Raw genomic sequence first — 21646 nt, 5'->3', positions numbered from 1 at the left:
GTTCGCGACAGCCCGGTTTGTCCCGCACTGCCGCAGCTCAGGCAAGCCGCGGCGAAGGTCGCAAGCGAACCCTTTTTGCCACATGCTGCACCCGGCTTGAATGTCCGCTTCAGCTTCTTCCCCATAATCGGTCGCCTCGCGGCCTTGGATTGTCGCGAACTCGTCTGCAAACCTACTGCGCTGCTCGGCAACACGCTGCGATGGCAGACTTACCTAGCTCGGCGCGCGCACTAGTTTTCGGTGCCATGCGAATCCTTCTATCTCTAATTCTGTGCCTCGCGACGGCCGGCCTCGGTCTCGCGACGTTTCTGGCAATCTGGCCCACGAACATGTGGTGGGTGCGGATGACCGATTTCCCGCGCTTGCAATACGCGATCGCCATTAGCATCGTGCTGCTCGTTCTGGCCCTCGCCGGACGGCTGCCAGATCGCTTGCGCGCGGCGCTCGCCGGGCTGCTCCTCGCGGCGTTGGCCTTCAATGCCGTCAAACTCGCTCCCTACCTGCCTGATGCGACTGGCGACACGGCGGCCTGCGCACCCGAGCGGCGGTTTTCGGTGATGGTCGCGAACGTGAAGCTCGAGAACCATCATGCCGCGGAGCTTCTGGAGATCGTCCGCGAGCACGATCCGGACCTCCTGCTCGCGCTGGAGACGACGGAATGGTGGGACCGGCACCTTGCCGAACTCTCGGGCGAGATGCCCTATTCCGCCGCCCGCATCACCGGCAGCTTTTTCGGCATGCATCTGCTGTCGCGCCTGCCGCTGAGTGGCACGGAGGTGATGGTTCCCGTCGGACAGGATACGCCAGCGATTCTGTCGACCGTCACCCTGCCCGCGGGCGACGAGGTGCGCTTCCTCGGCATCCATCCCCGTCCGCCGCACCCCGGCCAGTCCTCGGTTGGCCGCGATGCCGTGCTGATGTGGTCGGGGCTCGAGGCTTCGACGGCCGGGCCTCCGCTCGTGCTGGCCGGCGATCTCAACGCGGTGCCGTGGGAGCGGACGGTCGAGCGACTCGGGCGCATCGGCGGCCTCGTCGACCCGCGGCGGATCTTCGGGTTTCTGCCCACATATGATGCCCACTCCTGGTGGATGGCTTGGCCGCTCGATCAGGTCCTGCATACGACGGGCGTCACAGTGACGGGCCTCGAGGTCCTGCGCGGCTTCGGCTCTGACCATTACCCGGTCGAAGTGATGCTCTGCCACCAGCCGACCGACGTGTCGTCCCCCGAGCTACGTCCAGGCGACCTCGACCGCGCCCGCGCAATTATCGCCGCCACCACGCGCGTCACTCCACCCGCTCAATGACCCCCGGATACACTCGATGCCATCCACCCATCCCCATATCCCGCGCCTGTCTTTCATCTTCGACTTCGACCTGACCTTGGCCTCGGACAGCTGGAACGCAATCTGCGCCGAGCTCGGCCTCGAACGGCAGGAATGGGACCCCGGCCAACCGTCCAGCCAGGCTATCGAACGCCCTGGCTAAGACCCCGATCCGCCGGGGCATACGGTCAAGATGCAGTCCTAAAGGTTCCGGATCATGCGGACCATTATGCGGTTCGATGCTGGTTCAGGCTTTGTAACGTGTAATGGAACAACGGCGGAAACTCGCCGTTCTTTCGATGAAAGCAAATTGAAAGGACGAGACATGATCCGCATGACCGTATCCGCGATCGCCCTTACGCTCGCAGCAACCACCGCAACGGCTCAGAGCGACAGCTCCGACGAGAGCGTCGGCACCGAAATGGAAGCGGACCAGTCGGGCGCTGACATGCAGAACATGGATAGCGCGAACCTCATCCGCACACGCGATATCACCGACGGAAATGTCTACACCGTTGACGCGGATGGTGAAGCGCCCTCGATGACCTGGGACGAGGGAACGACCTTCGACGCCGTCAACGAAGAGTGGGAACTCATCGGCGAGATCGAGGACATCGTGCTGACGCGGAACGGTGAGGTCACCGGGATCGTCGCAGAAGTCGGCGGCTTCCTCGATGTTGGCGACAAGCATGTCATGATCAACGTCGACGAGATGAAGCTCGTCCCGGTTGATGACCAGACTTACGGCTACGTGACGCAGCTCACCGAAGAGCAACTCGAAGACCGCGAAGGCGTCGATGAAGGCTTTTGGAACTGAAGCCTCACGCATGAGCCAAGCTCAATGGGCCGGGACAACCGGCCCATTTTTTTTGAATAGCGCAAAGCGCTGGCTTATAAGACTTTGATGGATCGGGCCGTGGCTCTTCGCTGATTCACAATGTCTGCATCCGTTAGCGCCAGATCGACCTTGGGGTCACTATTGCCGAGGTGCATCGCCCCTACCCCGCATTAGGGCAGATCGCGGCGATCGTGCTCTCCCGGCCAGGGGCCACGATCGCCACACGCGACCGCACCCCCTTCACGGCCCTCGGCGCGGAGGTTCTTGATCCCTGGGCGCTCGGCGGGCCGCGGCGCCGGTAGACGTCCGCTCGGTCGGGGGGCACAGGCGGTCCTCCCCCAGCGTCCGCCCTCTTCCCGTTCGCAGGTGGCTACCTCTTGCGAGACCGACGCCTGTCACACGGGCAATGGCTGGATCATCGCCCGCGGGCGGCCCGCCTCTTCCCAGAGGAAGGCCAGCGTGACCGGCAGGCGGAAACGCCGGGGCCCGGCTGCGCCCGGGTTCAGCCAGAGGGTGCCGCCCGTCTCCTCGATGCCGGGCTTGTGGGAATGGCCGGAGATGACCACGTCCCATCCCTCCTCTGCCGGATCGGCCTTCAAGACTTTTCGGTCGTGGATCATGTGGATCCGCAGGCCGGCCGCCGTGAGGTTCAGCGTTTCGGGCAGCGCCTCGGCCCAGGCGCCGCGATCGACGTTGCCGCGGATCGCCGTCACCGGAGCGATCCGCGCCAGCACGTCCAGGTGATCGGGATTGCCGATGTCGCCCGCATGCAGGATGCGGTCGATGCCCTCGAGCGCCTCCAGAGCCTCGGGGCGCAGCAGGCCGTGGGTGTCGGAAATGACGCCGATGCGCTCCCCAGAAGAGGACTGGCGGAATGGCTCCATGGGGTGCTCCTTGAGATGTCGGATGTCTGCAACAGCGAAGGTGGGACGTCCCCGCCCCGCACCGATTCTCGATTGCCTTCGCCCACGGGAAGAACGGCCCGAGGGCGTTCTACTTGCGCGAGCGGTGCCGAACGGGTGTGGAAAGGATTAACCACATCTTAACATATGCTTGCCCGAAAATATCTCGAGCCGCAGGAATCATCTTCCGTTGGGGCAACAATCGTTTATTGAGATCTGGCTCGCTGCCGCATTTCCGACACAGAATTCGAGGGTTTCCCCTCAGGAAATGCGGCGGGTTCGCATTCTCGGACGCCGCGGTTCTCCGCGCTCGGGCTAGGGTCTTGGTCGGCATACGTTTCGAGTGACATTTGCATCATGATTGCGCCCGGGTACTGCCCGGGCGTTTTTCGTCGCGACCTGGTCACGCATCCGGCCGGGGTTTCATCCCTAGCGCCCCAGGATGCTGAACTGAGAGCCGAGCACGCCGTTTCCCAGTGGAACCACGCCAGCGCGTTACGCGGGGCTCGACTCTCAGCCACCTTAGCGAGTTCAACCTTGAGGTTAAGTCGTACAAGCTTTTCCAAAGTCGAATGAAGCCTTTACCGATCAAGTTAGGCGAGAGAAATCGGCATTCCGAAGACGCGCGATGAAGAAAGTTGACAGGCCGTCTTCAGAGTGCTGCGATAGATAGATTAATTATGCAAAAGGTTTTACCGATATGCCTTGGATCAAAGGGCTCTGGACGCTTGCCTTTTCTATCTACCTTCCGGCGGCAGTCTCGGCCGAATGGCGGGTCGGACATAGTGAAATTTTCATCGACGAGCCATCCGCTTTCGGGATCTCCGATCTCGGTATCGGCGCCCTCGCCGTCATGTGCGATGAGGGGGCGCCGTATCTGTGGACGCAGGGCTGGCCCGCCGCGGCCGGCCCCGACCGCGAAGAACGCGTGTCCATTACGGTCGACGGACGCCCCTACCTCTTGACCGGCACGCATTATCCGCCCGACGGCTTGTGGACCGGTCACCCGTCTGCGGAACTGCTCGCGGCACTGCGCGGAGGAACGGTGGCTGTCGTGGCGCCACCGGGGCAGCCCGCATGGCAATTTTCACTGAGCGGATCCGCGCGCGCGATGAGTAGTGCCCTGTCCGAGTGCAGCGGTGCAGCAAGCGCGGCCCCGCCAGCGCAAGCCGAAAACTCTGGATTGCCGGCCCCGGTCGTAGATGTGGTAACTCAGGCTTGCGGTGGCGGTTTCACCCTTGCCGAGGACGCTATCCTGAGCGGGCGGATCGACAACGATACCGAAGAAGACGTGGTTCTGGATTGGGCCGATGTCAGTTGCAACGATCGCAGCCGAGGCCGCGGCGCCGGTTTCTGCGGCGCCGCGCTCTGCACAATCGAGGTGTTCCTGACAGAGACGTCGAGCCGGAAACAGATCCTCGGACTGAACCCCGTGCTAATTGATCGTGCTTTTGGCCAAGTGGCCCTTCGTACCAGCACCCAAGGGGTAACATGCGGGGGTGCCGCGCAAGGGTGCGACATCCTATGGAACTGGACAGGCACTGCGCTCGAGGCCGCACGATGAGGCTGCTCGCATCGGCCGCACTTTCGGTTGGCGTGGCGTCGGCCAGCACCGTCTATGCTCAGGAGGCCGATGAGCTTGTCCTCTACGGCGCGATGGTCGAGGCGCCAGAGGGAACCCCATTGGCGTCAGCGACAATCATCGGAGGCACGATGGGTGTCCGAAGCTTCGTCGTGCCTGCGGACACCGTGTCCGAACCCGGCGTCTGCATCCGAATGTGGTCCGATGGTCCTTGCAACCCGGTCTCGGCACAGCACGAAGCCGAGGCGCTCGCTCCCCTCGCGATCGTCGACACTCAGATCTCCGAAAGTGCCGCTGCCGAATGGTACCGAAGTCTCCGGCTGACACAGGAGCCCCTGATCGGAATATACGAACCGGACACCGATGGCGGTGTGTCGATAATGACTCAAAATCCGATCGGTGGGTTCGAGCGGCCGGACGCATTGCTCGAACCTTCTGGCAATGCGTCCGGCATGGTCGTGTTGCGGGGTGATGCGGTCGGACCCATGAGCGCCGGAGCACCTGTCGCGCATGCAGAAAAAGGGCTTGTCGGCGTTCTCTCGCGAGCGTCGGATGGCATGGCGACAATGCACAATATCGCCGACATCGTGACCTTGGCACGGAATTCCGGTGTCAATGTGCCCGACAACATGACACCCTCCGAGCAAAACCCGGGCGGCCTGCCGCCTCGTGTCGAAAGCGAGACCGGGCGGATCTACTATTTCGGCGACTACAGCTACATCGGAAATCTGAGCGGCTTTTATGGCCCGAGTGGCGGTATGGGCTTCGACGAGACATTCGTGACAGATGTCACATTTTCGGTCTGGGAGATCGATACGTCCACTGGAGCGCGGGCGCGCATCGCGGCTGGCGCCAAAGCGCTGCCGCTCATCCCGGCAGGCATGTCGCTGGAGGCCCCTTTCAGCGATACTCCCGGCGATACACTTGCATCCTGCGTGGTTCACGCAACGCCCAGGTCCGGTGATCGGGACATCGTCGTTCTGCAGTTTTGGCGCAACGCACCGGAGCGCTACAACGACCAGATTCACGACAAATCCTACGATGAGGCGGCCCCGCCTCTCACCGGTTGGGCCGAGGGAGAGACGCCGTGCGACCACGCGCTGTCCGGCATAGATGACGGACGTCTGGCCGCGCTGGCCGGCCGCGCGCCCACGCCGTCTGTCGCGGCCGAGGACGACGAACCAGAGTCCGATACCGAGGAAGCGGACTGGCGCCCGCTCGAGAACTGGGAGCCGACTGGACGGGGCGCGCAGAGACTTGCCCTAGGTAGCCGCACATTGATCGCGGGATGCACCGAAAGCCGCGAGCTTGTGGTCGCCCTGACCCCTGCCGGCGGTATCGGACGCCTATCGCTTGACGGCTCCGATCTCGGCGCAAGCGCCATCGAAGGGGATCATCTCTATGTCTTCGTTCCAGCCGATGCCACCGGCGTTTTGACTGCGGAGATCGAAGACGAGATGCTGCAGGTCTCGCTTGCCCCAATTCAAGGTGATTGTCGCTGACGTTCAGGCTGAGGCCAAAGGTCGCCAAGACCACCGCTTGGAGAGATATCTGGGTCGGCGCCGATTTCGCCCGGTGATCGCTTAGGGGGCGGTTCTCGTCCGCCCCAGGATCCCGTCGACCTCCGCAAGCACCCGGTCGAACTCGGCCATCGCGCGCTCCATCGATGCCTGCCCCTCCGCGCGCAGGTTGCGGGTGCTCATCTGCTCCGCAGGCCCGGGCCCTGCCGCGTCGGCGCCCTCCCCTGCCCCTTCGGCCGATGACCGCACTGGTCCGGTCCGGCGCGCCGAGGCCGCACGCCGCCGCGCGGCAGGAGCGAGGATCGCCGCGAGACCCGGGGTCGCCCAGATCCGCGCGGCGCGCCGCCGCGTCATCTCCACGATGAGCCCCTCCTCGACGAGCTGGGCCAGGAGATTGAGCGCACCGCGCTGCGTGATCCCGATCCGGTCAGCCAGAACCCGCGAAGTCATGAACGGCTCGATGCCGAAGGCGTGGCCGGCCTCGCCGAGACGCGACCGGCCATGGCGCCCGGCCGACACCTCGCTGAGGCGCGCGCGCCACCGCCGGATCGTGATCACCCGGCCGAGCTCCTGGGACAGGATGCGGTCGAGCGCCTCGAGAAGCTCCCGCACCATGCCCGGATTGCCCGGTGACCAGGCGCGAAAGATCGGGCGGGTGAGCGCAAGCGAGGGCGGACAGATCCAGTCCGCGGCAAAGCGGCCACCCAGCCCGCGCAGAAGGTCGGTCCCGGTGTCGCGCAGCGCGGCGCCCGCGCCCTGCCCCCGTGCCGCGTGCTCTGCGGCCATGAAGACCATCCGCTCCGCGACAGGGCTGCGCCGGTCGGTGCGCCAGGCGTAGTCGGCCGCCGCCCGCACCGCTTCGAGGATCGGGGCGCGTCCGCGACAGACGGAGAAGATGTCCGCCAGTTCGGATCCGGGGATCGCATCGCTATCCCCTTCCCCCCGCATCGCCAGCCGATCGATCCGATCGAGAACGTCCGCAGGCGCCGAAGCGACGTCGCCCGGCGCCCGAATGAAGCGCAGGATGGCGAGCGCGTCCTCGACCGCCCGCGCCTCCACCCCGTTACCGATCCCGGTCCCGGGATTCTCCGACACCCGGATCAGGAGATCCGGCTCGGACAGGCGCACGTCCTCGAGACCCACGGAGGCGACGGCTTCGGCGACGCCGATCTCGCTGCGCCACTGCGCCGCGATCTCAGGATCGACGCCGAGTGCCGCTTCGATGCGGGCAGCCGCCACCTCCGTCCCGAGCGCGAGATCGAAGGCGGTCCGTGCATGACGAGCGGTGTGCTGATTTTCGCTAGTTGCCAATCGGATACCTCTCGTTACGGAAGGAAAACCACATATTCGTTCTATTGTCCTGGTAAATTACGCCGGCCCGCGAATTCCCCTCCCCTGCCCTGCCGGCGGACCCTACCGCGAAAGGCACATGCCCGGACATCTTCCCAACCACAAAGCGCTGTAGAACAAGGCTCGGCGCCCCGCGCCCGCGTGCGGTCAACGAGCGGGACCAGAGCGCCGGCAGCTTGCAGGTGTTTTCAAACGACCGATTGTAACCGTCTTCCGCAATTGAAACATGAGCGGTGGGCGCCGTCAGCCTAGGCCTGTGACCGCCTCGTTCCCCGCACGTTCGTGTTTGGGATCGCATTACGCAGTAGTTTGCGAAAATTTAATTTGACAGGAGGACTAGACGGTAGCACGCTTCGCCCGGTACCGGTAACAGGATCTCGAACTGGTATGAGCGGACAGCTCGCGCGCCTAAGCCTTCCGCGCAATAACGAAAAATCGATTCATGCATTCTGGCATACAGGCAGCGAATGCGACGATATCTTCGCTTGCGATGCGCGCAGCGATCACCATGCCCAAGGGAGTGTTCCCGCATCCGCCGCGAAGTGGTACCGGCCGGACATTCCCGCGGCAGCCGAGCCTTCTGTCGATGCCCACTGAACAGGACCGCCCGCAATCCCGGACCCGGAGCGTCACGGTCCGCTCTCGGCACTTTCTTTCGCCCCCCCCTGCCCCGACACCGGAGAACCGCGTGACTCAGATTGGCTATGCACGCGTGTCGACCGACGAGCAGTCCACCGCGTCCCAGGCCGAGGAGTTGCGCGCCGCGGGCTGCACGACTGTCCATGAGGAGCATGGCTCGGGCGGGTCACGTTCCCGCCCTGCCCTCAACCGCCTCGTCCGGGTTATCGCGCCTGGTGACACGCTGGTCGTCGTCCGCCTCGACCGGCTCGCCCGCTCGCTGTCCCACCTTCTCGAGGTGATCGAGCAGCTCGACGAGCGCGGCGCGTTCTTTCGATCGCTGCGGGATCCGGTCGACACCTCCAGTCCGCAGGGAAAGTTCACACTGCAGGTTCTCGGCGCCGCTGCGGAACTCGAGCGCTCGCTGATCCGAGATCGCACGCGCGCCGGGCTGGTCGCAGCGCGTCGCGAGGGGCGTGTCGGGGGCAATCCGGGCCTTCGGACCAAGGATCCCGAGGCGCTGCGCAAGCTCAGGGCTGCCCGCGGCGAAGCGTTTTTCGAGCGGCTCGAAGGAAGCGCCCAGGATTGGGTCCCGGAAGTGCGCCGCCTGCGCCCGCAGATGCCCTGGGAGGATGTCGCCCGTATCATCAACGCCCGCCTGCCGACCGATGCCAAGCGCTGGACGAGCGAGCGGCTGAAACGTGCGGCCAAGACCTACGTCGCGGAGCATCTCCTCGAGGCGGAGGTCCTGGACCGTGCCCCGCCCCGCCCGCCCGACGACCGGCTGATGGTGCTCGTTGCGGCGATCGCCGGTGGCCAGCCGGACATCACACTCGCCGGTATCGCAGAGCGACTGGAACAGATGCGGGAGCGCACCCCGCGCGGCCGCTCGCGCTGGAGTCCCTCCTCGGTGAAGATGCTGCTCGACCGTGCGCGCCAGAACGGCCTTCTCCTAGACGGCTGACCTGCTGAGCAAGAACCGCCCTGCCCTGCAACCGTTCGCCCGCGCGGCGCATTTTGACGTCGCGCGCCAACATGGCGATACCGCGAAAAATGAAACGGGTATGGAGGTTTAAGTGGCGATTTCAGGCGCTCGTGGATCTGGCAGACAACGCGGCCGGACATCACCGACGTTGTGAGGCGCCCTGCCCCTCGGTGCGTCCCACAGCTCGGTGACGCCTGCGCCACTCTGCCCAATAGCCGAACCATGTTCAAGACGTTCGTCGCCGCGCGGCACCGGCTGTGATCGAGGCGCCCCTTCGCTCGCGATGAGATAAGTGGACCTCGCGCGGCCCGGATTTATTACCCCTGTAATATCGCGAGCTGCACAGTTTATTACAGGGGTAATAATGCCCCGGCTGGCGGCAGAGAGAAGCTCGCCCGTGCGCACGGCCGAGGATATTACAGGGGTAATAATCTGCTGCGATCCGGGCGTCGCCGCTTTTCTCGAAACAGGTCGTCCCGCTACGGCGAAGGCCTCATGGTCTCGAGAAGCGCGGCGCGACGGCCGACTATTATATCGACGATGCAGGTCCGATCCGCGTTATTACAGGGGTAATAAATCCGTCGTGGCCGGGCGGCGAAGGCTGGACGCGTTCCCCAGTTCCTGTGGAGCCTGAAGCACCATCAATGCCCGAGACAGGCGCCGTTTATTACGCCTGTAATAACGATTCGGCAATTGGCGGAGTGCTGTTCCGATGGATCTGCTCCAGAGCAGCTGACCCCGGATCGGGCAGTTCGCGTGACTTGCGTCATCGACCACCGTCACTCCTCATCTGCTACAGCTTCCAAGCCAACCGCCAATGCGCCGCCTCGGGGCGCGTCGCCTGTGCGTTCGGTGGGCACCGCCGCTATCGACAGTGGACCGGTCTGAACGGCGCGGATCTCGGCTTCTGCCGGATCTCGATCCCGCAATGGCACCGAGCCTGAGATCATGATGGGGGCTATGGCTCCAGAAGTTACGCCGCCGCATACCCGCCTTTGGCCGCGGTGCCGAGAGGTTGCACTCGGCCGCCAGCGATAGGCTTTCCGGACCGGTATCCGCTTAGCATCGCCTCAAGATAGGCGCGTGGCCGATCGATCTTCTGTATTTTCTCGGCAAGATAGTCGATGGCCAGAAGCGCACCGTCCCAGCCCAGCAGGCCCACGGCACGGGCCGTGATGTCCTGTCCAAGTCCCAAGAATGAAGAAAATTCCTGAATGAGCTGACCGAGACCATGAACACTGGGAGGCATGTCCGGATAGAGCGAGGTGATCGTAGCGCATCTGGTCCATGCGAGTGCAACCGCTTGTTGGGGCAATTCGCCTGGAGCTGAGGTTCTATTTATATCTTTTGGTTCAGACTCTATGCGGCGGACAATTTGTCCGTCATCGCGGGCGGTTTTGTCCGGTGCGGCTGCACGCAAGGCGCCGGTTGCGCTCGGCCAAAGCGGTGCAGCCGAGACCTCGCGCGGCGCGCGGTCTCGGCTCTCGGGCGACAGGGCAGGGGGGCTCGGCTCGCAGGGTGCCTGGTCGCTTGGGGCGCCGCCATCATCGGCCGCGTCACGTTCGATCTCGGTCAGCTCGCGATCGAGATTCTGGAGGTCGTGCAACGTCGTCGAGACCCTCCGAAGCAGGGCGCGTGCAACGTCTCTCAGTCGCTCCGTCCGCGCACGCAGGTCGGCGTGTAGCACCTCAGTCGACCGGACGAGCGACTGGATCCGTGCGCTGATGTCGTTACGCACCGCACGGAAGCGCCGAGCAGCCTCGACCATCGCGTCGCGCGTCTCGACGAGCTCGGTGTACCGGCCGATCAGGGGCGAGAGGTCGATCCCGTAGGCGGCGACAATCTGTCCGTCTCCGTCGCGCTCCGGAAAGCGCCGGCCGTTGGCGCTCAGCTTGCGCCTGACAAGCCCGATGCTCTCGAGCCGTGCCTCACCGCGACGGAAGCGGCGAGGCTCCATACCGTTGGCCCGGTCGATGATGTCACCGACCCGCATGAAGCTGAAGGCGGGCCTGGCCGGGTCGAGCGGGCCATGGGGCAGCACGCTGAGATGCGCCCGCAGAACGGTGATCTCGCGATCTGTAATACCGAGCCGCTTCCTGAGCTCGATGACCAGGTGCAGGAGATCCCAGCGGTCGACCGTCTGTGGTCGGGACGCTGGCTGTTGGCAAACCTCTCGGGTTTGCCGGCGCGGGGCTCCCGCGGGCATGAATGTCGTCATGGCAATTTCAGACGGCAAAAATCGACCGTTCACCGAAACCGGTGTTGCATGCGATTCGGAGAAAGGCTAAACAGGCTGCGTGACTAGACTGGCCTCTCCGGAACTCCGTTTTCGGGGGGCCTTTTCTTTTGCCCCGTGTCTGCTCCTCTTCACTGCGCCCCGTTCCGGGACTTGAATGGACTATTACAGGGGTAATAATCCGGCTAGCCGACCCTCCGGCGTCCACCCAATGCTTGTTTTATTCAATTATATCAATGGGTTAAGATCTTATCTTAGGGCCGATCGTTATTGGCGTCGTATTCCGCGACAAGCTGCTCGAGCCGCTCCTCCAGGTAATCGAGCAGTTCGGGCGTGGCCGACTTTCCGAGCTTGATCACCAGTTCGCGCTGCTTTCGGACGGTTGCAGCGCTGCCCGATCCCAGCTTGCGCGGGGCAGGGGAGGGCGGTTTCTCAGCCGCCTTGCGCGCCGGCTTGTCCTGCAGCGCGCGCAGGAGCACCTCGAAGCGCCTGGTGCTCTCGGGCATCCCGCGCTCGTCGTGATCCCCGGACGCGTTCTGGCGGCTCCAGGCCGCCTCTGCGTCGCCGCCGAACCGGTCCATGTTCGATTCGATCATGGCCGGGACGTCGGAAGAAGGTATCTCGCTCTCCTTCAGCGCGCGCTGAAGGTTTTGCCATTTGCCCCGGCCGATGCCGGGCGCGTCCCCGATGGCTGCGATCGCCTCGGGTCCGATGCTGCGATAGATGTTGAGCATGAAGTTCACCAGCGTCTGGGAGACGCCGAGGGACTTGGCCACGAGCTCCTGGGTGTACCCTTCCTCGAATGAAAGGTGCGCCAGCTGGGCCCGGCCGATGAACGAGGTGTCGAGCCGCGCGGAGTTCTCCGACCCCAGCGCCAACAGCAGCTCATCGTCGCTGAGCTGGGTGACGAAGCCCCGGATCGTGCTCCATCCGAGCGCCTTGGCGGCTGCCAGGCGCCGCCGGCCCACGACGACCTCGTAAGGCTTGTCATCCGAGGTCACCCGGACCTTGATCGGGACCTCCTGACCGGAGGTGCGGAACGACTCGACGAGATCCTCGATCCCCTCATTGACATCGATCCGGTCCATGATCGCCGAGGGCCGGATCTGGTCGATCGGGATATCCTGGACGGACGATTTCTGCAGCTCCTGCAGGCTGTGGCCCATGGACCGCAGCGGTCGGGAGGCGGGCACGTCGTCTCGGCTGCGGTTGCCCGGAGGCGGACCTGCGGCGGGGTGCGCGTCTCCGGTGACGAGGCTGTCGAAGAGTTTCTTTCGGGCCATCATGCAGCTCCCTTATCCGGGACCGGTCTTTCCCAGGCTTGCTGGACGAGGACCTCGAGCTCGTTGGCCGCCGCATTCATGCTCTGCAGCGCCCGTTCGAGGGTCTTCTTGTTCACCGAGGTGGGCGGGATCTCGTAGATCGTTTCCTGCGTGCTGGACGCATCGAGGATCACGGTCGACTTCACCACCGGGTTTTCCATGACATTGTCGCCGAACATCATCCGGAGAAAATGCGCCATCTGGCTTTGCGCGCCGTCGTGATGCTCGTAGCGCGACAGCAGGTACTTCATGAACGCCCAGTCCGGATTGATCCCGGCCTGCTCGATGGTGCGCATGAGGTTGCCGGCCAGCATCAGGAACTGGGCCATGGAGGCGACGTCGTACATGGCCGGGATGATCGTGGTCACCACGCCTGTCGAGGCGGTCAGGGCGGTTAGCGTCAGAAATCCGATCTGCGGCGGGCAGTCGATGAAGACGATGTCGTAATAGTCGTCCACCGTCAGCAGCGCTTGCGTGAGCCGGCTGTAGAAGGGGGCCCCGCTGACCCGAGCGCCCCGCTGCAGCGCCAGTGCGGTTTCAGTCTCGTATTCCGAGAGCATGATGCCGGCAGGGGCAAGGTCGAGATTGGGGAAATACGTATCGCGGATGATGCTGCTGAGCGGGGCAGGGTTCTCGTAATCGAGCACGTCGTAGATCGTGCCGCCCTCGGCGAACGCGATCTCCGGCCGGTATCCGAACATGGTCGTAAGGGAGGCTTGGGGGTCCATATCGACCGCCAGAACCTTATACCCCTTTAGCGCGAAGCGCTGTGCCATATGAATACTTGTGGTTGACTTGCCGCTGCCTCCCTTAAAATTAGCGAGCGCAATGACCTGCATCTGATCCTGGGGGGAGCGCCGGCCGGGGCGGAAGATGTCGGTATTCCGGCCCTCGATCGCGAGATAGTCGCGGATCTTGTGGATCTCTTCGGCGCTGTAGAGACGCCGCCCGCGGCTGTCGGTCTCCGCGTCGGGGATCTTGCCTTCGGAATGAAGCTTGCGCAGGTTCGACGTCGACGTCCCGATGAGGTCGGACGCCTCCGCGGCCGTAAACTTCCGCAACACCTTGGTGTTGTCGGGGGCGAAGCTGTCGAACATATGGCGGTTGAGCTCTTGGCTCAATCGCTCCGCCTGGTTCTGAATATAGTCGGAGAGGGACTCCTCGCGCCCCAAATCTACGTTCTGCTCGGTCATGCCCCTCGATCCTGCTGCCTCGAGTGCGCGCAATTTGCCTGTTCAGGTCGTTTGGCGCGCACTAGGTCTTTGGCACGCAGGATCGCGCGAGACAATAAAAATGTGATCTTTGGCGTGAAATAGACGTCTCAAAGGCACGTTGCGTGAATTAAGCTTTCCAGTTAAGGTGCTGTAACACATGAATAAAATGTTATCCACAGAGTGCGCGGGCGAGGCTGGCACACGCGGCGCGTGAGAGATTGGCCGTAACATATTGCGCCTGTTGATGGATCGGCCCTTGGCCGCAATTGCCTGAAATTGGAATCGTGTCGGAATGGCATCACCGTCCGGTGATGCCGATTCTCGACCATTCTGGCGGTCGGAGCAGGGCTTAGCAGTTTCGGGCCATCCGGTAGCCTGATGCGATGGCGTCGGCCTCGGTCTCGAACGCCACGATGTTCCGGTCGGCCATCTGATCGTATCCGGGGCAGCTCTCGAGGTGATAGATGCTCGAGGTCCGGTTGCCGCGAATGGGCGCGTCCGCGGCGCCCGTCAGCTCCCGTGCCTTGTCGTCCGAGTATGCGCCGGCAGAAACATGCGGGGGCCGTTCGATCCAGTCCGAACCTGGATCGAGCAGCATCCAGACCGGCGCGTGATCGGTGACGTAGGTGCGGGCCGTCTCGTGAGTGAGCCCGAGTTCCGACGGGAAATCGAGGATCCCGGAGGCGGCGACGGGCAGGGGTGTTCCGGCCGGCACCCAGATATTGTCATAGAGGTTGGCAAAGCGTCCATCGACCGGCGACAGCGTCGTGGCTCCGTCGGTGACAAGGGGCGAAGCGATCTCGCCCAGACCCTGCCACGCGGCATTGTCGGGGGCGAGGTTGAAATCGCCGGCGATATAGACCGGCGTCTCCGGGAAGCTCTCGTCCAGCCAGCGGCGGTAGCTGGCAAGTGCGGCCGCCTCGACCTCACGCTCGTCCTGGCTGTCGCCCCAGATCAGGTGCGCCGAGGCCAGAACGAACCGGTACGCATCCGCTGTCTCGAACCGCATCGAGAAGGGCTCGCGGGAGAAGGCATCCCGGTCGTCGATAAAGACTACGGCGCCGTCGAGCCAGGTGACCTCGTCCGTCTGCCAAAGGAAGGCGTAGCGTTCCCGGTAGGAGCCGCGGCCGATCTCGTCGGAGGCCATGCTCTGCCAGTCCTCGCCGGTCAGGTGCTCGAGTTCGGTCTCGAGCGCCTGGAGCCCGTCCATCGACATGACCTCCTGGAGCGCAACCAGATCGAAGGCGGAGGCGATGCGCGCGACAGCGGTGATGTCCTTGTCGTTATCCCACCCGAGGTGCTTGACGTTCCAGCTTCCGACCAGCGTGTCGGAAAATGCCGGGGTTACGGCCACGAGGCATGCGGCGAGGGCGAGGGGGATGGCGCTGACTTTCATGACGTTCCTGTTTTCAATTTTCGCAACACGGCGACCGCGCCGGAGCGGATCCGATCCGCCCGGATCGTCTCCACGAGGGGGACGGACCTGACACCGATGTTCGAGGGTCCATTTCAGGCGGCGATGTCGATGACAAGTTCTCGCAGGCGATTTGTCTCGTCACGTAGGGACAGCGCAAGGTAGCCCCAGGCCTGGGCCAGTTCCGCGGCCGTGACCAGGCGGGCCGTATTGTCCGAGTTCATCTGGTCCATCACTGCGATGAGCTGCGTCTGGACATGCTCGAAAAGAAGTCCAGCCCGGACCGCCTCGACCGCAGCCGCCCGTGTCTGCACATTCGCGGAATCCGCGAGGACCGGCACGATGGATTCGAGAAAGAGCCGATTGCTTTCGGCGATGGGGCTCAGCATGGTGTAAAGGTCGCGGATCCCGTCGAAGAGCATCCCAGCCGGAGCCGTGTCGGCCTTGACCCGAAGAAGAAACCCGGCCGGTGAGAATTGGGCGGTCTGGTCAGAGATACAGGTTTTTTACTTCTGTCAGCGCACCAGCCTTGTTGCTCTAGGTATGCGAGAACTAAACTGGCAAGTGCGTAGTACAGCGCGTTGAGCAATCCGTGACATGATGGCCCGCCCCGTGTAGCCGATCGAGTTCAGTCGGGCTCGGACCTCAGGTTTTCGCCCTTCGCGATGATCTCCATGCGGTCCTCGGGGAAGGGCCGCATCAGGGCAGCGGCCTCGTCCGGGGTGCCCTGCAGCCAGGTCTCCCAGTCGCTCTCGTCCAGTATGACCGGCATGCGGTCGGGATGGATCGGTTTGACCAGGCGGTTCGGCGTACTTGTGAGCATCGAGTAGGTCGCCTCCGGCGGATCCTCCTTGCCGTAGCCGATCTTCTCGGGTCGCCAGATGCCGGCAAAGCAGAAAGGCTTGCGCCCGTCCACGCCGAACCAGTGATAGACCGCCGGGCCGCGCCCCTTGGCCTCGCAGAAGCTCGTCGCGGGGATCAGGCAGCGGCGCTCCTCGAAGCTCTTGCGCCAGAAGCCGGAGCTGCGGACCTTGTCGTCCCGCGCGTTGTTGATCGCTTTGGGCTGGATCGGCTTGCAGGTCTTCCTGGAGGTCTGCGGCATCGCGAAGCCCCATCCCATCAGCGTGAGCTCGCGCTCGCCATCCTCGGCAAGACGTAGAACCGGGCCGGGGTATTTGGGGAAGATCGCCGGCCAGCCGCTCGCGTTGCCGAGGCGGTCGCGCTCGGCCGGCAGCGAGAAGAGCTGGCGCATCAGGTCCTGGGTGGAGGTGTTGGCGTAGAGGTTGCACAAGCATCCCACCGTAGCCGAGCGATCCGTCGATGGAAGTGCCTTCGGTCGAGACCGGACGGCTCGAACAAAAACGGCCGCATCGAGCGGATGCGGCCGAGCGGGCGGGACGTCGAGCGGAAGGCTCAGCGGGCCTGGATGTTCTGCAGCTGATCCAAGGGGGCAGAGTCGACGAAGCGTTTCACGCGCTCCGGATCCGGCTCGGCCGACTTGGTTGTCTGACCGTAGGCGCGCAGCACGAAGTAGGCACCCGCGGCACAGGCCGCGACCCCTGAAATGGAGAGGATTGCATCGATGCTCATCGTCGATCTCCTCCGCTAGCACTGAGCTAGCACAAAAGATGGGGTCACAACAGCGCTTTTACCAGCGCCGCCTTGCGGGTGAGGCTGTTCTCTACGCCTGCGCTCCGGTTGCGCAAGGCCGACGACAGCACCGTCATGCCGCAGCCGGCCGCTACTAGATCCCAGCGGACCCGCATCGGATCCTGGTCCCCCTCCGCGGTCACCCGGGAATACTCGGGCGGATTGACGAGCGTGTTCTGGATCTCCCGCGCCTCCTCCACGGCCCAATCCGGATGCGAGGCGACGACGAGGTTGCGCTCGGCCTCGATCTGCCCGGCCTGGGTTCGCGTCGAAGACGGCTCGAAGCCGGCGTAGCGCGTGCCGTCCAGAAGTCGCTCGAGCGCGCGCAGGCGACGTGGCGCGTCCTCGCCGTCACGCTGGCCATGAATTTCCTGAAAGCAGATGATGTCGGCACGCAGCCGCTCGAGCATGGGGCGAAGAATGGCGGCCCGGACCTCGAAAGGAGGATCCTCATCAGGGTCCACCGGGCTGTCGTCGAGGTTCTCGATGTTGAATGTCGCGATACGCATGAATGTCTCCCTCAAATGTCGGGCAGAATATCACGATACAGTTTCTGGCGGCACACATATGAGGCCGCTCGCTGTTGGCGGGTTTTGTCGCGCCCTGCAATGGGCCAGCCTCGCATCCGACATCCTGCGCAAGGTGGGAAGCGGCCGATCCCGAAGCCCCTTGAATAGGCACCTCAAGCAGAGTATATGCACGATGCATATGCTGGGAGTTACCATGATCTCGAACGATGCATCAGACGCACGCGAGGCGCGGCTCTTTCGGAACAACAGAAGCCAGGCGGTCAGGATACCGGCCGATTTCGAGTTGCCTGGCGATCGGGTTCTGATCCGTCGCGACGGCCACCGACTGATCCTCGAACCGGTGCCGGTAGGCGACATTCTCGATTTTCTGGCGGCGATGGACCCGCTTCCGGAGGACGACGCCTTCCCGGACGTGGATCAGGATCTGCCCGCGCTCAAGAACATCGATCTCTGATGTCGGGATACCTGCTCGACACGAATATCGTCTCTGCGATGCTTCGCGATCCAAGAGGACCCGTAACGCGGCGCATCGCCGAAGTCGGCGCTGGCGAGATCGGTGTATCGATCATCACGGCTGCCGAATTGCGCTTTGGGTGTGCGAAGAAAGAATCGGCGCGTCTCACCGCGGCCGTCGATGCGGTCCTGGGACGGATCCCGGTCCTCGGACTGAACGAGCCCTGGGACACGGATTATGCGCGCATCCGCCTCGCTCTCGAGAGGGCGGGGACACCCATTGGCCCGAATGATCTTCTCCTTGCGGCGCACGCGCTTTGTCTCGATTCCACGATGGTCACGGGCAATGAACAGGAATTCGCCAGGGTTCCGGGACTCCGCGTCGAAAATTGGCTTCAAAACGAGCGATGAGGCCGAATGGGGATCAGCCGCTGCGCAAGATTATCCACGTCGATATGGATGCTTTCTTTGCGAGCGTCGAGCAGCGGGACAATCCCGAGCTGCGCGGCAGGCCGGTTGCGGTCGGCCGCGGCAAGGCACGGGGCGTCGTGGCGGCGGCGAGCTACGAGGCGCGGCGCTTCGGGGTGAAGTCCGCGATGCCGTCGTTGCGCGCGGCCCGCGCCTGTCCGGACCTGGTCTTCGTTGCGCCCCGCTTCGAGGTCTACCGGGCGGTCTCGGCCCAGATCCACGCGATCTTCTCGGACTACACGGACCTGATCGAGCCGCTGTCGCTCGACGAGGCCTATCTCGACGTTTCCGAGGCTTGCGCGCAGGGCGCAACGGCCACGGGGATTGCCGAGGAGATCCGCGCGCGGATCCTCGAGACCACCCGGCTGACCGGCTCGGCCGGCGTCAGCTACAACAAGTTCCTCGCCAAGCTCGCCTCCGATCAGCAAAAGCCGAATGGGCTGACCGTGATCCGGCCCGGGCGCGCCGAGGCCTTCGTGGCCTCCCTGCCGGTCGGGCGGTTTCACGGCGTCGGGCCGGTCACCGAGGCGCGCATGAAAAGTCTCGGGATCGAGACGGGGGCGGACCTGCAGGCGCTCGATATGGATGCGCTTCGCCGGCATTTCGGCTCCTCGGCCGAGCATTATCACCTGATCTCGCGCGGCATCGACGAACGGCCGGTGCGGGCTCACCGCGAGCGCAAGTCGGTCGGCGCCGAGACCACCTTCGAGACGGATCGTTTCGACCTGGCGCTGGCGCAGGGCGATCTTGGTCCGATCGCGGAGAAGGTCGCGCGCCGCGCCGAGGAAAAGGGGGTTGCCGGCTATACGGTGACGCTGAAGATCAAGTTCGCCGATTTCGAACAGATCACCCGCCAGCGCACGCTCCCCGAGCCGGTGCGCGCGGCCGCAGACCTGGCGCGGATCGCGGGGCACCTGCTCGAGGAGCAGCATCCGTTCCGTGGGCCGGTCCGGCTGCTCGGGATCAGCCTATCCGGTCTCGAGGCGGAGACCGATAGCGCTCCGGCGCAGCCGTCGCTCTTCGACGCCGCGCCGTAACGGGCGTCACCGAGGTCGGCACGTCAGTACATGGACGTGCGATAGGCCTCCTCCAATGCGTCGTCGAGGTGGGCGCGTTCGGCCGGATCGGCGGGCGCTTCGCCCTTGGCATCCAGCATCATGGTCATGAGCGAGGGCATCGCGGTGCGGTCCTGGCGCGCCTCTGGGTCCCAGAGGCGTGAGCGGCGCAAGGCCTTGGCGCAGTGCAAGAACGCCTCTTCCACGGTGAGGACGATGGCGCAGCGCGGCAAGCGGCCCTGCATGGCAAGGGCGGTCAGGACATCGGGATCCGTGGTGATCCGCGCGCGCCCGTTCACGCGAAGCGTCTCGTCATATCCCGGAATGAGGAAGAGCAGCGCGACCACCGGGTTCGCGATGATATTCGCCAGGCTGTCGAGCCGGTTGTTGCCCGGCCGGTCGGGGATCAGGAGCGTCCTGTCGTCGAGCACATGCACGAAGCCGGCAGGATCGCCCCGCGGGCTGACATCAGCCATCCGGTTTTCTGCCTGCGTTCCGATACAAATAAAGGGCGCACGGGAGATGAAGTCCCGCGCGTGGCGGTCCAGATGGCCCAGCACCTTGGCGGCGGCAAGGTCGTGCGTCGGCGGGAATAGCGCGCGCAGCTTTGTCTCGTCCACAATATCGTACTCGGGTCTGGGCTGCATCGTCGTTTCCTCTTCATCCGATGCGAGCACGATAGTGGATCACGCCGCGAAATCCTACGTCGGCCGAGGCCGGTCACGAGGCTTCCGGCCGTGACTGTCTGTCAAAGGCCGATGCAGCCTCTCGCGCTTTCGGCCAACTTGCCAAGTGCGGCGGTAGATCCGGTTAGGCTGAACTCGGATATGATCTTTTCATCGGTGGCATGCATCCAGATCGAAACTTTGGGTGCCCGCCGGATATGATCGATCAGGACCTCTTTCTGGCGCTGCGTCCAGACCTGACCGTCTGGATAAGCGGAGTCGCTGGAGCATCCCCACTGCTCGCAGGTCAACGGAACCAGGAGCATGCCGCGTTCGCCTTCGAAGACCATCGTGTAGGCTTCGACGCCGCTGGCCTGGCGGGAGATATCGGGCGTGATCTGCAATGCGATCTCACCGCTATTTCCACACCCGACATCGAGCGTGTGGCCCTGGCTGTTGCGCACGTACGCGCTGCCAAGGTCGTCGGAAGCCTCGGAGGGCCGAAATGCCCAATCGGCCGCAGCCGGACCGGCGAGAAGCGCAAAAGCGCACGTGGACAGGACGCGCAGCATGAATCCAATTCCTAAGGGGCCCGAAGGCGTTGAAAGGCGGTCATTCAAATTGGATTCAGAGTGCCACAGAAGGGGGAATCCACAAGTCCTTCCTCTCCCGATGGTAGGCAGAACTTTGGAATGCCAGGGGGCCACCACAAATCCCGGTGCGCGCCGGGGGCTCTCAACTCTCGAGACTGAGACCGATAGCGCTCCGGAGCAGCCGTCGCTCTTCGACGCCGCCCCGTAGCCGAGCGCAGCTTGGCGGTGAAGACCAACCTGCAGACACCAATCTCGCAGCGAAGCGCCTGCATTGCCTCCCGGTACCGCAAGTTGCGCCGTTGCGCCCCGACCGTATATCTTGATGGTTGTTCGTCTCCGCGGGAGGTCACGAGGGTGCGCGAGAATAAAACCAGCGGCATGACCCACGTAAGGCGGGCGTTCGTGTTCGGGCCGGCTGCGGTCTGGCTCGCCGGCTTCGCGCTCTCCTGCATCCTGGTCCTGGCCGGCTGCGGTCTCCATGCAGCCGGTCCCCAGGAATGCATCGTTTTTGGTCGCGATATCGGGGAGGACATCTACCCGCTATGGGCGGTCGGCTTTTTCCTGCCCGCCGTTCTCGTCTGGGCAGCGATCGGTTCGCTGGCCTGGGAACTCGCCAACTTCCTCCTCAGACAACTGAGGTAGCCCGAGGCGAAGGCGCAAGGCGTGCGCCCCTCTTTAGATCGCCGGCACCACCTCGGGCACGTCATCGAATTCGGCGACAGGCGCGCGTTGCGCCGCCCGGATCGCCGCTGTCGCCAGGGCGACCTCGTCCGCCCCGACGAGGACGCCGGTACGGGGGCCCCGGCCGCCGTCGACAATGGCCAGGCCGTCATCGAGCGTATCGATGTGTTCGCCCTGGACGGTGATGTGAACGCCGATGGTCACGCAGCGAATGGCCATGTCCAATCCTCCAATGGTCATCCCGACAA

The 21646-nt window shown here is 64.1% G+C and carries 25 protein-coding genes; 12 read left to right on the top strand and 13 right to left on the bottom strand.

The genetic code is table 11. The features are described from left to right. The 4 genes from OCH239_RS23365 to OCH239_RS16205 all read left to right on the top strand — a co-directional run. Positions 1-234 (top strand): hypothetical protein (locus OCH239_RS23365; RefSeq protein ID WP_211242002.1); only part of this gene is annotated, 234 nt, incomplete at its 5' end. Between the two features lie 110 nt (positions 235-344). Further along, positions 345-1304 carry an endonuclease/exonuclease/phosphatase family protein gene (locus tag OCH239_RS16210; RefSeq protein WP_211242001.1) on the top strand — a complete coding sequence of 320 codons (960 nt, stop codon included), beginning with the start codon at positions 345-347 and terminating at the stop codon, positions 1302-1304. Between the two features lie 16 nt (positions 1305-1320). Beyond that, entirely contained in the window at positions 1321-1485 is a 165-nt protein-coding gene (locus OCH239_RS22775; protein WP_157577906.1) for a hypothetical protein, read from the top strand. Between the two features lie 162 nt (positions 1486-1647). Next, a complete protein-coding gene (locus OCH239_RS16205) occupies positions 1648-2139 on the top strand; it encodes a PRC-barrel domain-containing protein (RefSeq protein WP_037264896.1) in 492 nt (163 codons plus the stop codon). Positions 2140-2555: 416 nt separating this feature from the next. Here the strand turns inward: OCH239_RS16205 and OCH239_RS16200 are convergent, their stop codons facing one another. Then, a complete protein-coding gene (locus tag OCH239_RS16200) occupies positions 2556-3044 on the bottom strand; it encodes a metallophosphoesterase family protein (protein WP_037264895.1) in 489 nt (162 codons plus the stop codon). A 718-nt stretch (positions 3045-3762) separates the two neighbouring features. Between OCH239_RS16200 and OCH239_RS16195 the strand changes: the two genes are divergently transcribed. Next, positions 3763-4626: a hypothetical protein gene (locus OCH239_RS16195; RefSeq protein ID WP_037264894.1), complete on the top strand. Its 864-nt coding sequence runs from the start codon at positions 3763-3765 to the stop codon at positions 4624-4626. Further along, on the top strand, positions 4587-6146 hold the full coding sequence (locus OCH239_RS16190; protein ID WP_157577905.1) for a hypothetical protein: 1560 nt from the start codon (positions 4587-4589) through the stop codon (positions 6144-6146). The genes OCH239_RS16195 and OCH239_RS16190 overlap by 40 nt, the downstream gene beginning before the upstream one ends. Positions 6147-6227: 81 nt before the next feature. Here OCH239_RS16190 and OCH239_RS16185 read toward each other — a convergent pair whose 3' ends face one another. Beyond that, positions 6228-7475: a hypothetical protein gene (locus OCH239_RS16185; RefSeq protein ID WP_037264890.1), complete on the bottom strand. Its 1248-nt coding sequence runs from the start codon at positions 7473-7475 to the stop codon at positions 6228-6230. A gap of 426 nt (positions 7476-7901) precedes the next feature. Between OCH239_RS16185 and OCH239_RS22770 the strand changes: the two genes are divergently transcribed. Both OCH239_RS22770 and OCH239_RS16180 read left to right on the top strand, forming a co-directional pair. Beyond that, positions 7902-8111, top strand: a complete 210-nt coding sequence (locus OCH239_RS22770; protein ID WP_157577904.1) for a hypothetical protein — start codon at positions 7902-7904, stop codon at positions 8109-8111. Between the two features lie 91 nt (positions 8112-8202). Next, positions 8203-9096: a recombinase family protein gene (locus OCH239_RS16180; RefSeq protein WP_037264888.1), complete on the top strand. Its 894-nt coding sequence runs from the start codon at positions 8203-8205 to the stop codon at positions 9094-9096. Positions 9097-10090: 994 nt separating this feature from the next. Here the strand turns inward: OCH239_RS16180 and OCH239_RS21755 are convergent. From OCH239_RS21755 to OCH239_RS16145, 8 genes are all read right to left on the bottom strand, one after another. Further along, positions 10091-11335 (bottom strand): helix-turn-helix domain-containing protein, encoded by a 1245-nt coding sequence (locus tag OCH239_RS21755; protein ID WP_051489535.1) that lies wholly within the window; start codon positions 11333-11335, stop codon positions 10091-10093. 272 nt (positions 11336-11607) lie between these two features. Further along, positions 11608-12636 carry a ParB/RepB/Spo0J family partition protein gene (locus tag OCH239_RS16170; RefSeq protein WP_037264887.1) on the bottom strand — a complete coding sequence of 343 codons (1029 nt, stop codon included), beginning with the start codon at positions 12634-12636 and terminating at the stop codon, positions 11608-11610. Continuing rightward, positions 12636-13868 carry a plasmid partitioning protein RepA gene (repA, locus tag OCH239_RS16165; RefSeq protein WP_037264885.1) on the bottom strand — a complete coding sequence of 411 codons (1233 nt, stop codon included), beginning with the start codon at positions 13866-13868 and terminating at the stop codon, positions 12636-12638. The genes OCH239_RS16170 and repA overlap by 1 nt, the downstream gene beginning before the upstream one ends. A gap of 370 nt (positions 13869-14238) precedes the next feature. After that, the gene (locus OCH239_RS16160; RefSeq protein WP_037264883.1) at positions 14239-15285 is read right to left on the bottom strand and encodes an endonuclease/exonuclease/phosphatase family protein; all 1047 of its coding nucleotides are present in this window, start codon (positions 15283-15285) and stop codon (positions 14239-14241) included. Positions 15286-15398: 113 nt separating this feature from the next. Continuing rightward, a complete protein-coding gene (locus OCH239_RS16155; protein WP_157577903.1) occupies positions 15399-15692 on the bottom strand; it encodes a hypothetical protein in 294 nt (97 codons plus the stop codon). A gap of 239 nt (positions 15693-15931) precedes the next feature. After that, complete coding sequence (locus tag OCH239_RS16150; protein WP_037264879.1) at positions 15932-16594, bottom strand: SOS response-associated peptidase; 663 nt, start codon at positions 16592-16594, stop codon at positions 15932-15934. 122 nt (positions 16595-16716) lie between these two features. Beyond that, entirely contained in the window at positions 16717-16893 is a 177-nt protein-coding gene (locus tag OCH239_RS22765; protein ID WP_157577902.1) for a hypothetical protein, read from the bottom strand. 44 nt (positions 16894-16937) lie between these two features. After that, positions 16938-17462: a hypothetical protein gene (locus OCH239_RS16145; protein WP_051489534.1), complete on the bottom strand. Its 525-nt coding sequence runs from the start codon at positions 17460-17462 to the stop codon at positions 16938-16940. 214 nt (positions 17463-17676) lie between these two features. On the opposite strand from OCH239_RS16145, the gene OCH239_RS16140 reads away from it, so the two are divergent. Genes OCH239_RS16140 through dinB form a run of 3 tightly spaced genes read left to right on the top strand, consistent with a single transcriptional unit; the run spans position 17677 to position 19441 of the window. Beyond that, positions 17677-17937, top strand: coding sequence for an antitoxin (locus tag OCH239_RS16140; protein ID WP_037264877.1), 261 nt, complete (start codon positions 17677-17679; stop codon positions 17935-17937). Beyond that, positions 17937-18347, top strand: coding sequence for a type II toxin-antitoxin system VapC family toxin (locus OCH239_RS16135; RefSeq protein WP_037264875.1), 411 nt, complete (start codon positions 17937-17939; stop codon positions 18345-18347). Before OCH239_RS16140 ends, OCH239_RS16135 begins: the two co-directional genes overlap by 1 nt. Beyond that, positions 18344-19441, top strand: coding sequence for a DNA polymerase IV (gene dinB, locus OCH239_RS16130; protein WP_037264873.1), 1098 nt, complete (start codon positions 18344-18346; stop codon positions 19439-19441). Before OCH239_RS16135 ends, dinB begins: the two co-directional genes overlap by 4 nt. A gap of 23 nt (positions 19442-19464) precedes the next feature. Here the strand turns inward: dinB and OCH239_RS16125 are convergent, their stop codons facing one another. Together OCH239_RS16125 and OCH239_RS16120 are read right to left on the bottom strand one after the other, a co-directional pair. Continuing rightward, complete coding sequence (locus tag OCH239_RS16125) at positions 19465-20106, bottom strand: pyridoxamine 5'-phosphate oxidase family protein (RefSeq protein ID WP_037264871.1); 642 nt, start codon at positions 20104-20106, stop codon at positions 19465-19467. A gap of 101 nt (positions 20107-20207) precedes the next feature. Then, the gene (locus OCH239_RS16120; RefSeq protein WP_037264869.1) at positions 20208-20696 is read right to left on the bottom strand and encodes a hypothetical protein; all 489 of its coding nucleotides are present in this window, start codon (positions 20694-20696) and stop codon (positions 20208-20210) included. A gap of 375 nt (positions 20697-21071) precedes the next feature. Here OCH239_RS16120 and OCH239_RS16115 point away from each other — a divergent pair, with 375 nt between their 5' ends. After that, on the top strand, positions 21072-21359 hold the full coding sequence (locus tag OCH239_RS16115; protein ID WP_157577901.1) for a hypothetical protein: 288 nt from the start codon (positions 21072-21074) through the stop codon (positions 21357-21359). A 33-nt stretch (positions 21360-21392) separates the two neighbouring features. Here OCH239_RS16115 and OCH239_RS16110 read toward each other — a convergent pair whose 3' ends face one another. Then, positions 21393-21617, bottom strand: a complete 225-nt coding sequence (locus tag OCH239_RS16110) for a hypothetical protein (RefSeq protein WP_037264866.1) — start codon at positions 21615-21617, stop codon at positions 21393-21395. Positions 21618-21646: the final 29 nt, after the last annotated feature.

This window comes from Roseivivax halodurans JCM 10272 (assembly GCF_000521785.1).
In the GTDB taxonomy this organism is placed as follows: domain Bacteria; phylum Pseudomonadota; class Alphaproteobacteria; order Rhodobacterales; family Rhodobacteraceae; genus Roseivivax; species Roseivivax halodurans.
Note: the sequence above shows the minus strand (reverse complement) of the source record. Positions and strands in the feature narration are given on the sequence as shown.

What these genes read in the sequence shown, in the direction of transcription:
- OCH239_RS16210 (WP_211242001.1), top strand. Translation starts at nt 345, where the DNA reads ATGACCGATTTCCCGCGCTTGCAATACGCGATCGCCATTAGCATCGTG.
- OCH239_RS22775 (WP_157577906.1), top strand. Translation starts at nt 1,321, where the DNA reads ATGCCATCCACCCATCCCCATATCCCGCGCCTGTCTTTCATCTTCGAC.
- OCH239_RS16205 (WP_037264896.1), top strand. Translation starts at nt 1,648, where the DNA reads ATGATCCGCATGACCGTATCCGCGATCGCCCTTACGCTCGCAGCAACC.
- OCH239_RS16200 (WP_037264895.1), bottom strand. Translation starts at nt 3,044, where the DNA reads ATGGAGCCATTCCGCCAGTCCTCTTCTGGGGAGCGCATCGGCGTCATT.
- OCH239_RS16195 (WP_037264894.1), top strand. Translation starts at nt 3,763, where the DNA reads ATGCCTTGGATCAAAGGGCTCTGGACGCTTGCCTTTTCTATCTACCTT.
- OCH239_RS16190 (WP_157577905.1), top strand. Translation starts at nt 4,587, where the DNA reads ATGGAACTGGACAGGCACTGCGCTCGAGGCCGCACGATGAGGCTGCTC.
- OCH239_RS22770 (WP_157577904.1), top strand. Translation starts at nt 7,902, where the DNA reads ATGAGCGGACAGCTCGCGCGCCTAAGCCTTCCGCGCAATAACGAAAAA.
- OCH239_RS21755 (WP_051489535.1), bottom strand. Translation starts at nt 11,335, where the DNA reads ATGACGACATTCATGCCCGCGGGAGCCCCGCGCCGGCAAACCCGAGAG.
- OCH239_RS16170 (WP_037264887.1), bottom strand. Translation starts at nt 12,636, where the DNA reads ATGGCCCGAAAGAAACTCTTCGACAGCCTCGTCACCGGAGACGCGCAC.
- repA (WP_037264885.1), bottom strand. Translation starts at nt 13,868, where the DNA reads ATGACCGAGCAGAACGTAGATTTGGGGCGCGAGGAGTCCCTCTCCGAC.
- OCH239_RS16160 (WP_037264883.1), bottom strand. Translation starts at nt 15,285, where the DNA reads ATGAAAGTCAGCGCCATCCCCCTCGCCCTCGCCGCATGCCTCGTGGCC.
- OCH239_RS16155 (WP_157577903.1), bottom strand. Translation starts at nt 15,692, where the DNA reads ATGCTGAGCCCCATCGCCGAAAGCAATCGGCTCTTTCTCGAATCCATC.
- OCH239_RS22765 (WP_157577902.1), bottom strand. Translation starts at nt 16,893, where the DNA reads ATGAGCATCGATGCAATCCTCTCCATTTCAGGGGTCGCGGCCTGTGCC.
- OCH239_RS16145 (WP_051489534.1), bottom strand. Translation starts at nt 17,462, where the DNA reads ATGCGTATCGCGACATTCAACATCGAGAACCTCGACGACAGCCCGGTG.
- OCH239_RS16140 (WP_037264877.1), top strand. Translation starts at nt 17,677, where the DNA reads ATGATCTCGAACGATGCATCAGACGCACGCGAGGCGCGGCTCTTTCGG.
- OCH239_RS16135 (WP_037264875.1), top strand. Translation starts at nt 17,937, where the DNA reads ATGTCGGGATACCTGCTCGACACGAATATCGTCTCTGCGATGCTTCGC.
- dinB (WP_037264873.1), top strand. Translation starts at nt 18,344, where the DNA reads ATGAGGCCGAATGGGGATCAGCCGCTGCGCAAGATTATCCACGTCGAT.
- OCH239_RS16125 (WP_037264871.1), bottom strand. Translation starts at nt 20,106, where the DNA reads ATGCAGCCCAGACCCGAGTACGATATTGTGGACGAGACAAAGCTGCGC.
- OCH239_RS16120 (WP_037264869.1), bottom strand. Translation starts at nt 20,696, where the DNA reads ATGCTGCGCGTCCTGTCCACGTGCGCTTTTGCGCTTCTCGCCGGTCCG.
- OCH239_RS16110 (WP_037264866.1), bottom strand. Translation starts at nt 21,617, where the DNA reads ATGGCCATTCGCTGCGTGACCATCGGCGTTCACATCACCGTCCAGGGC.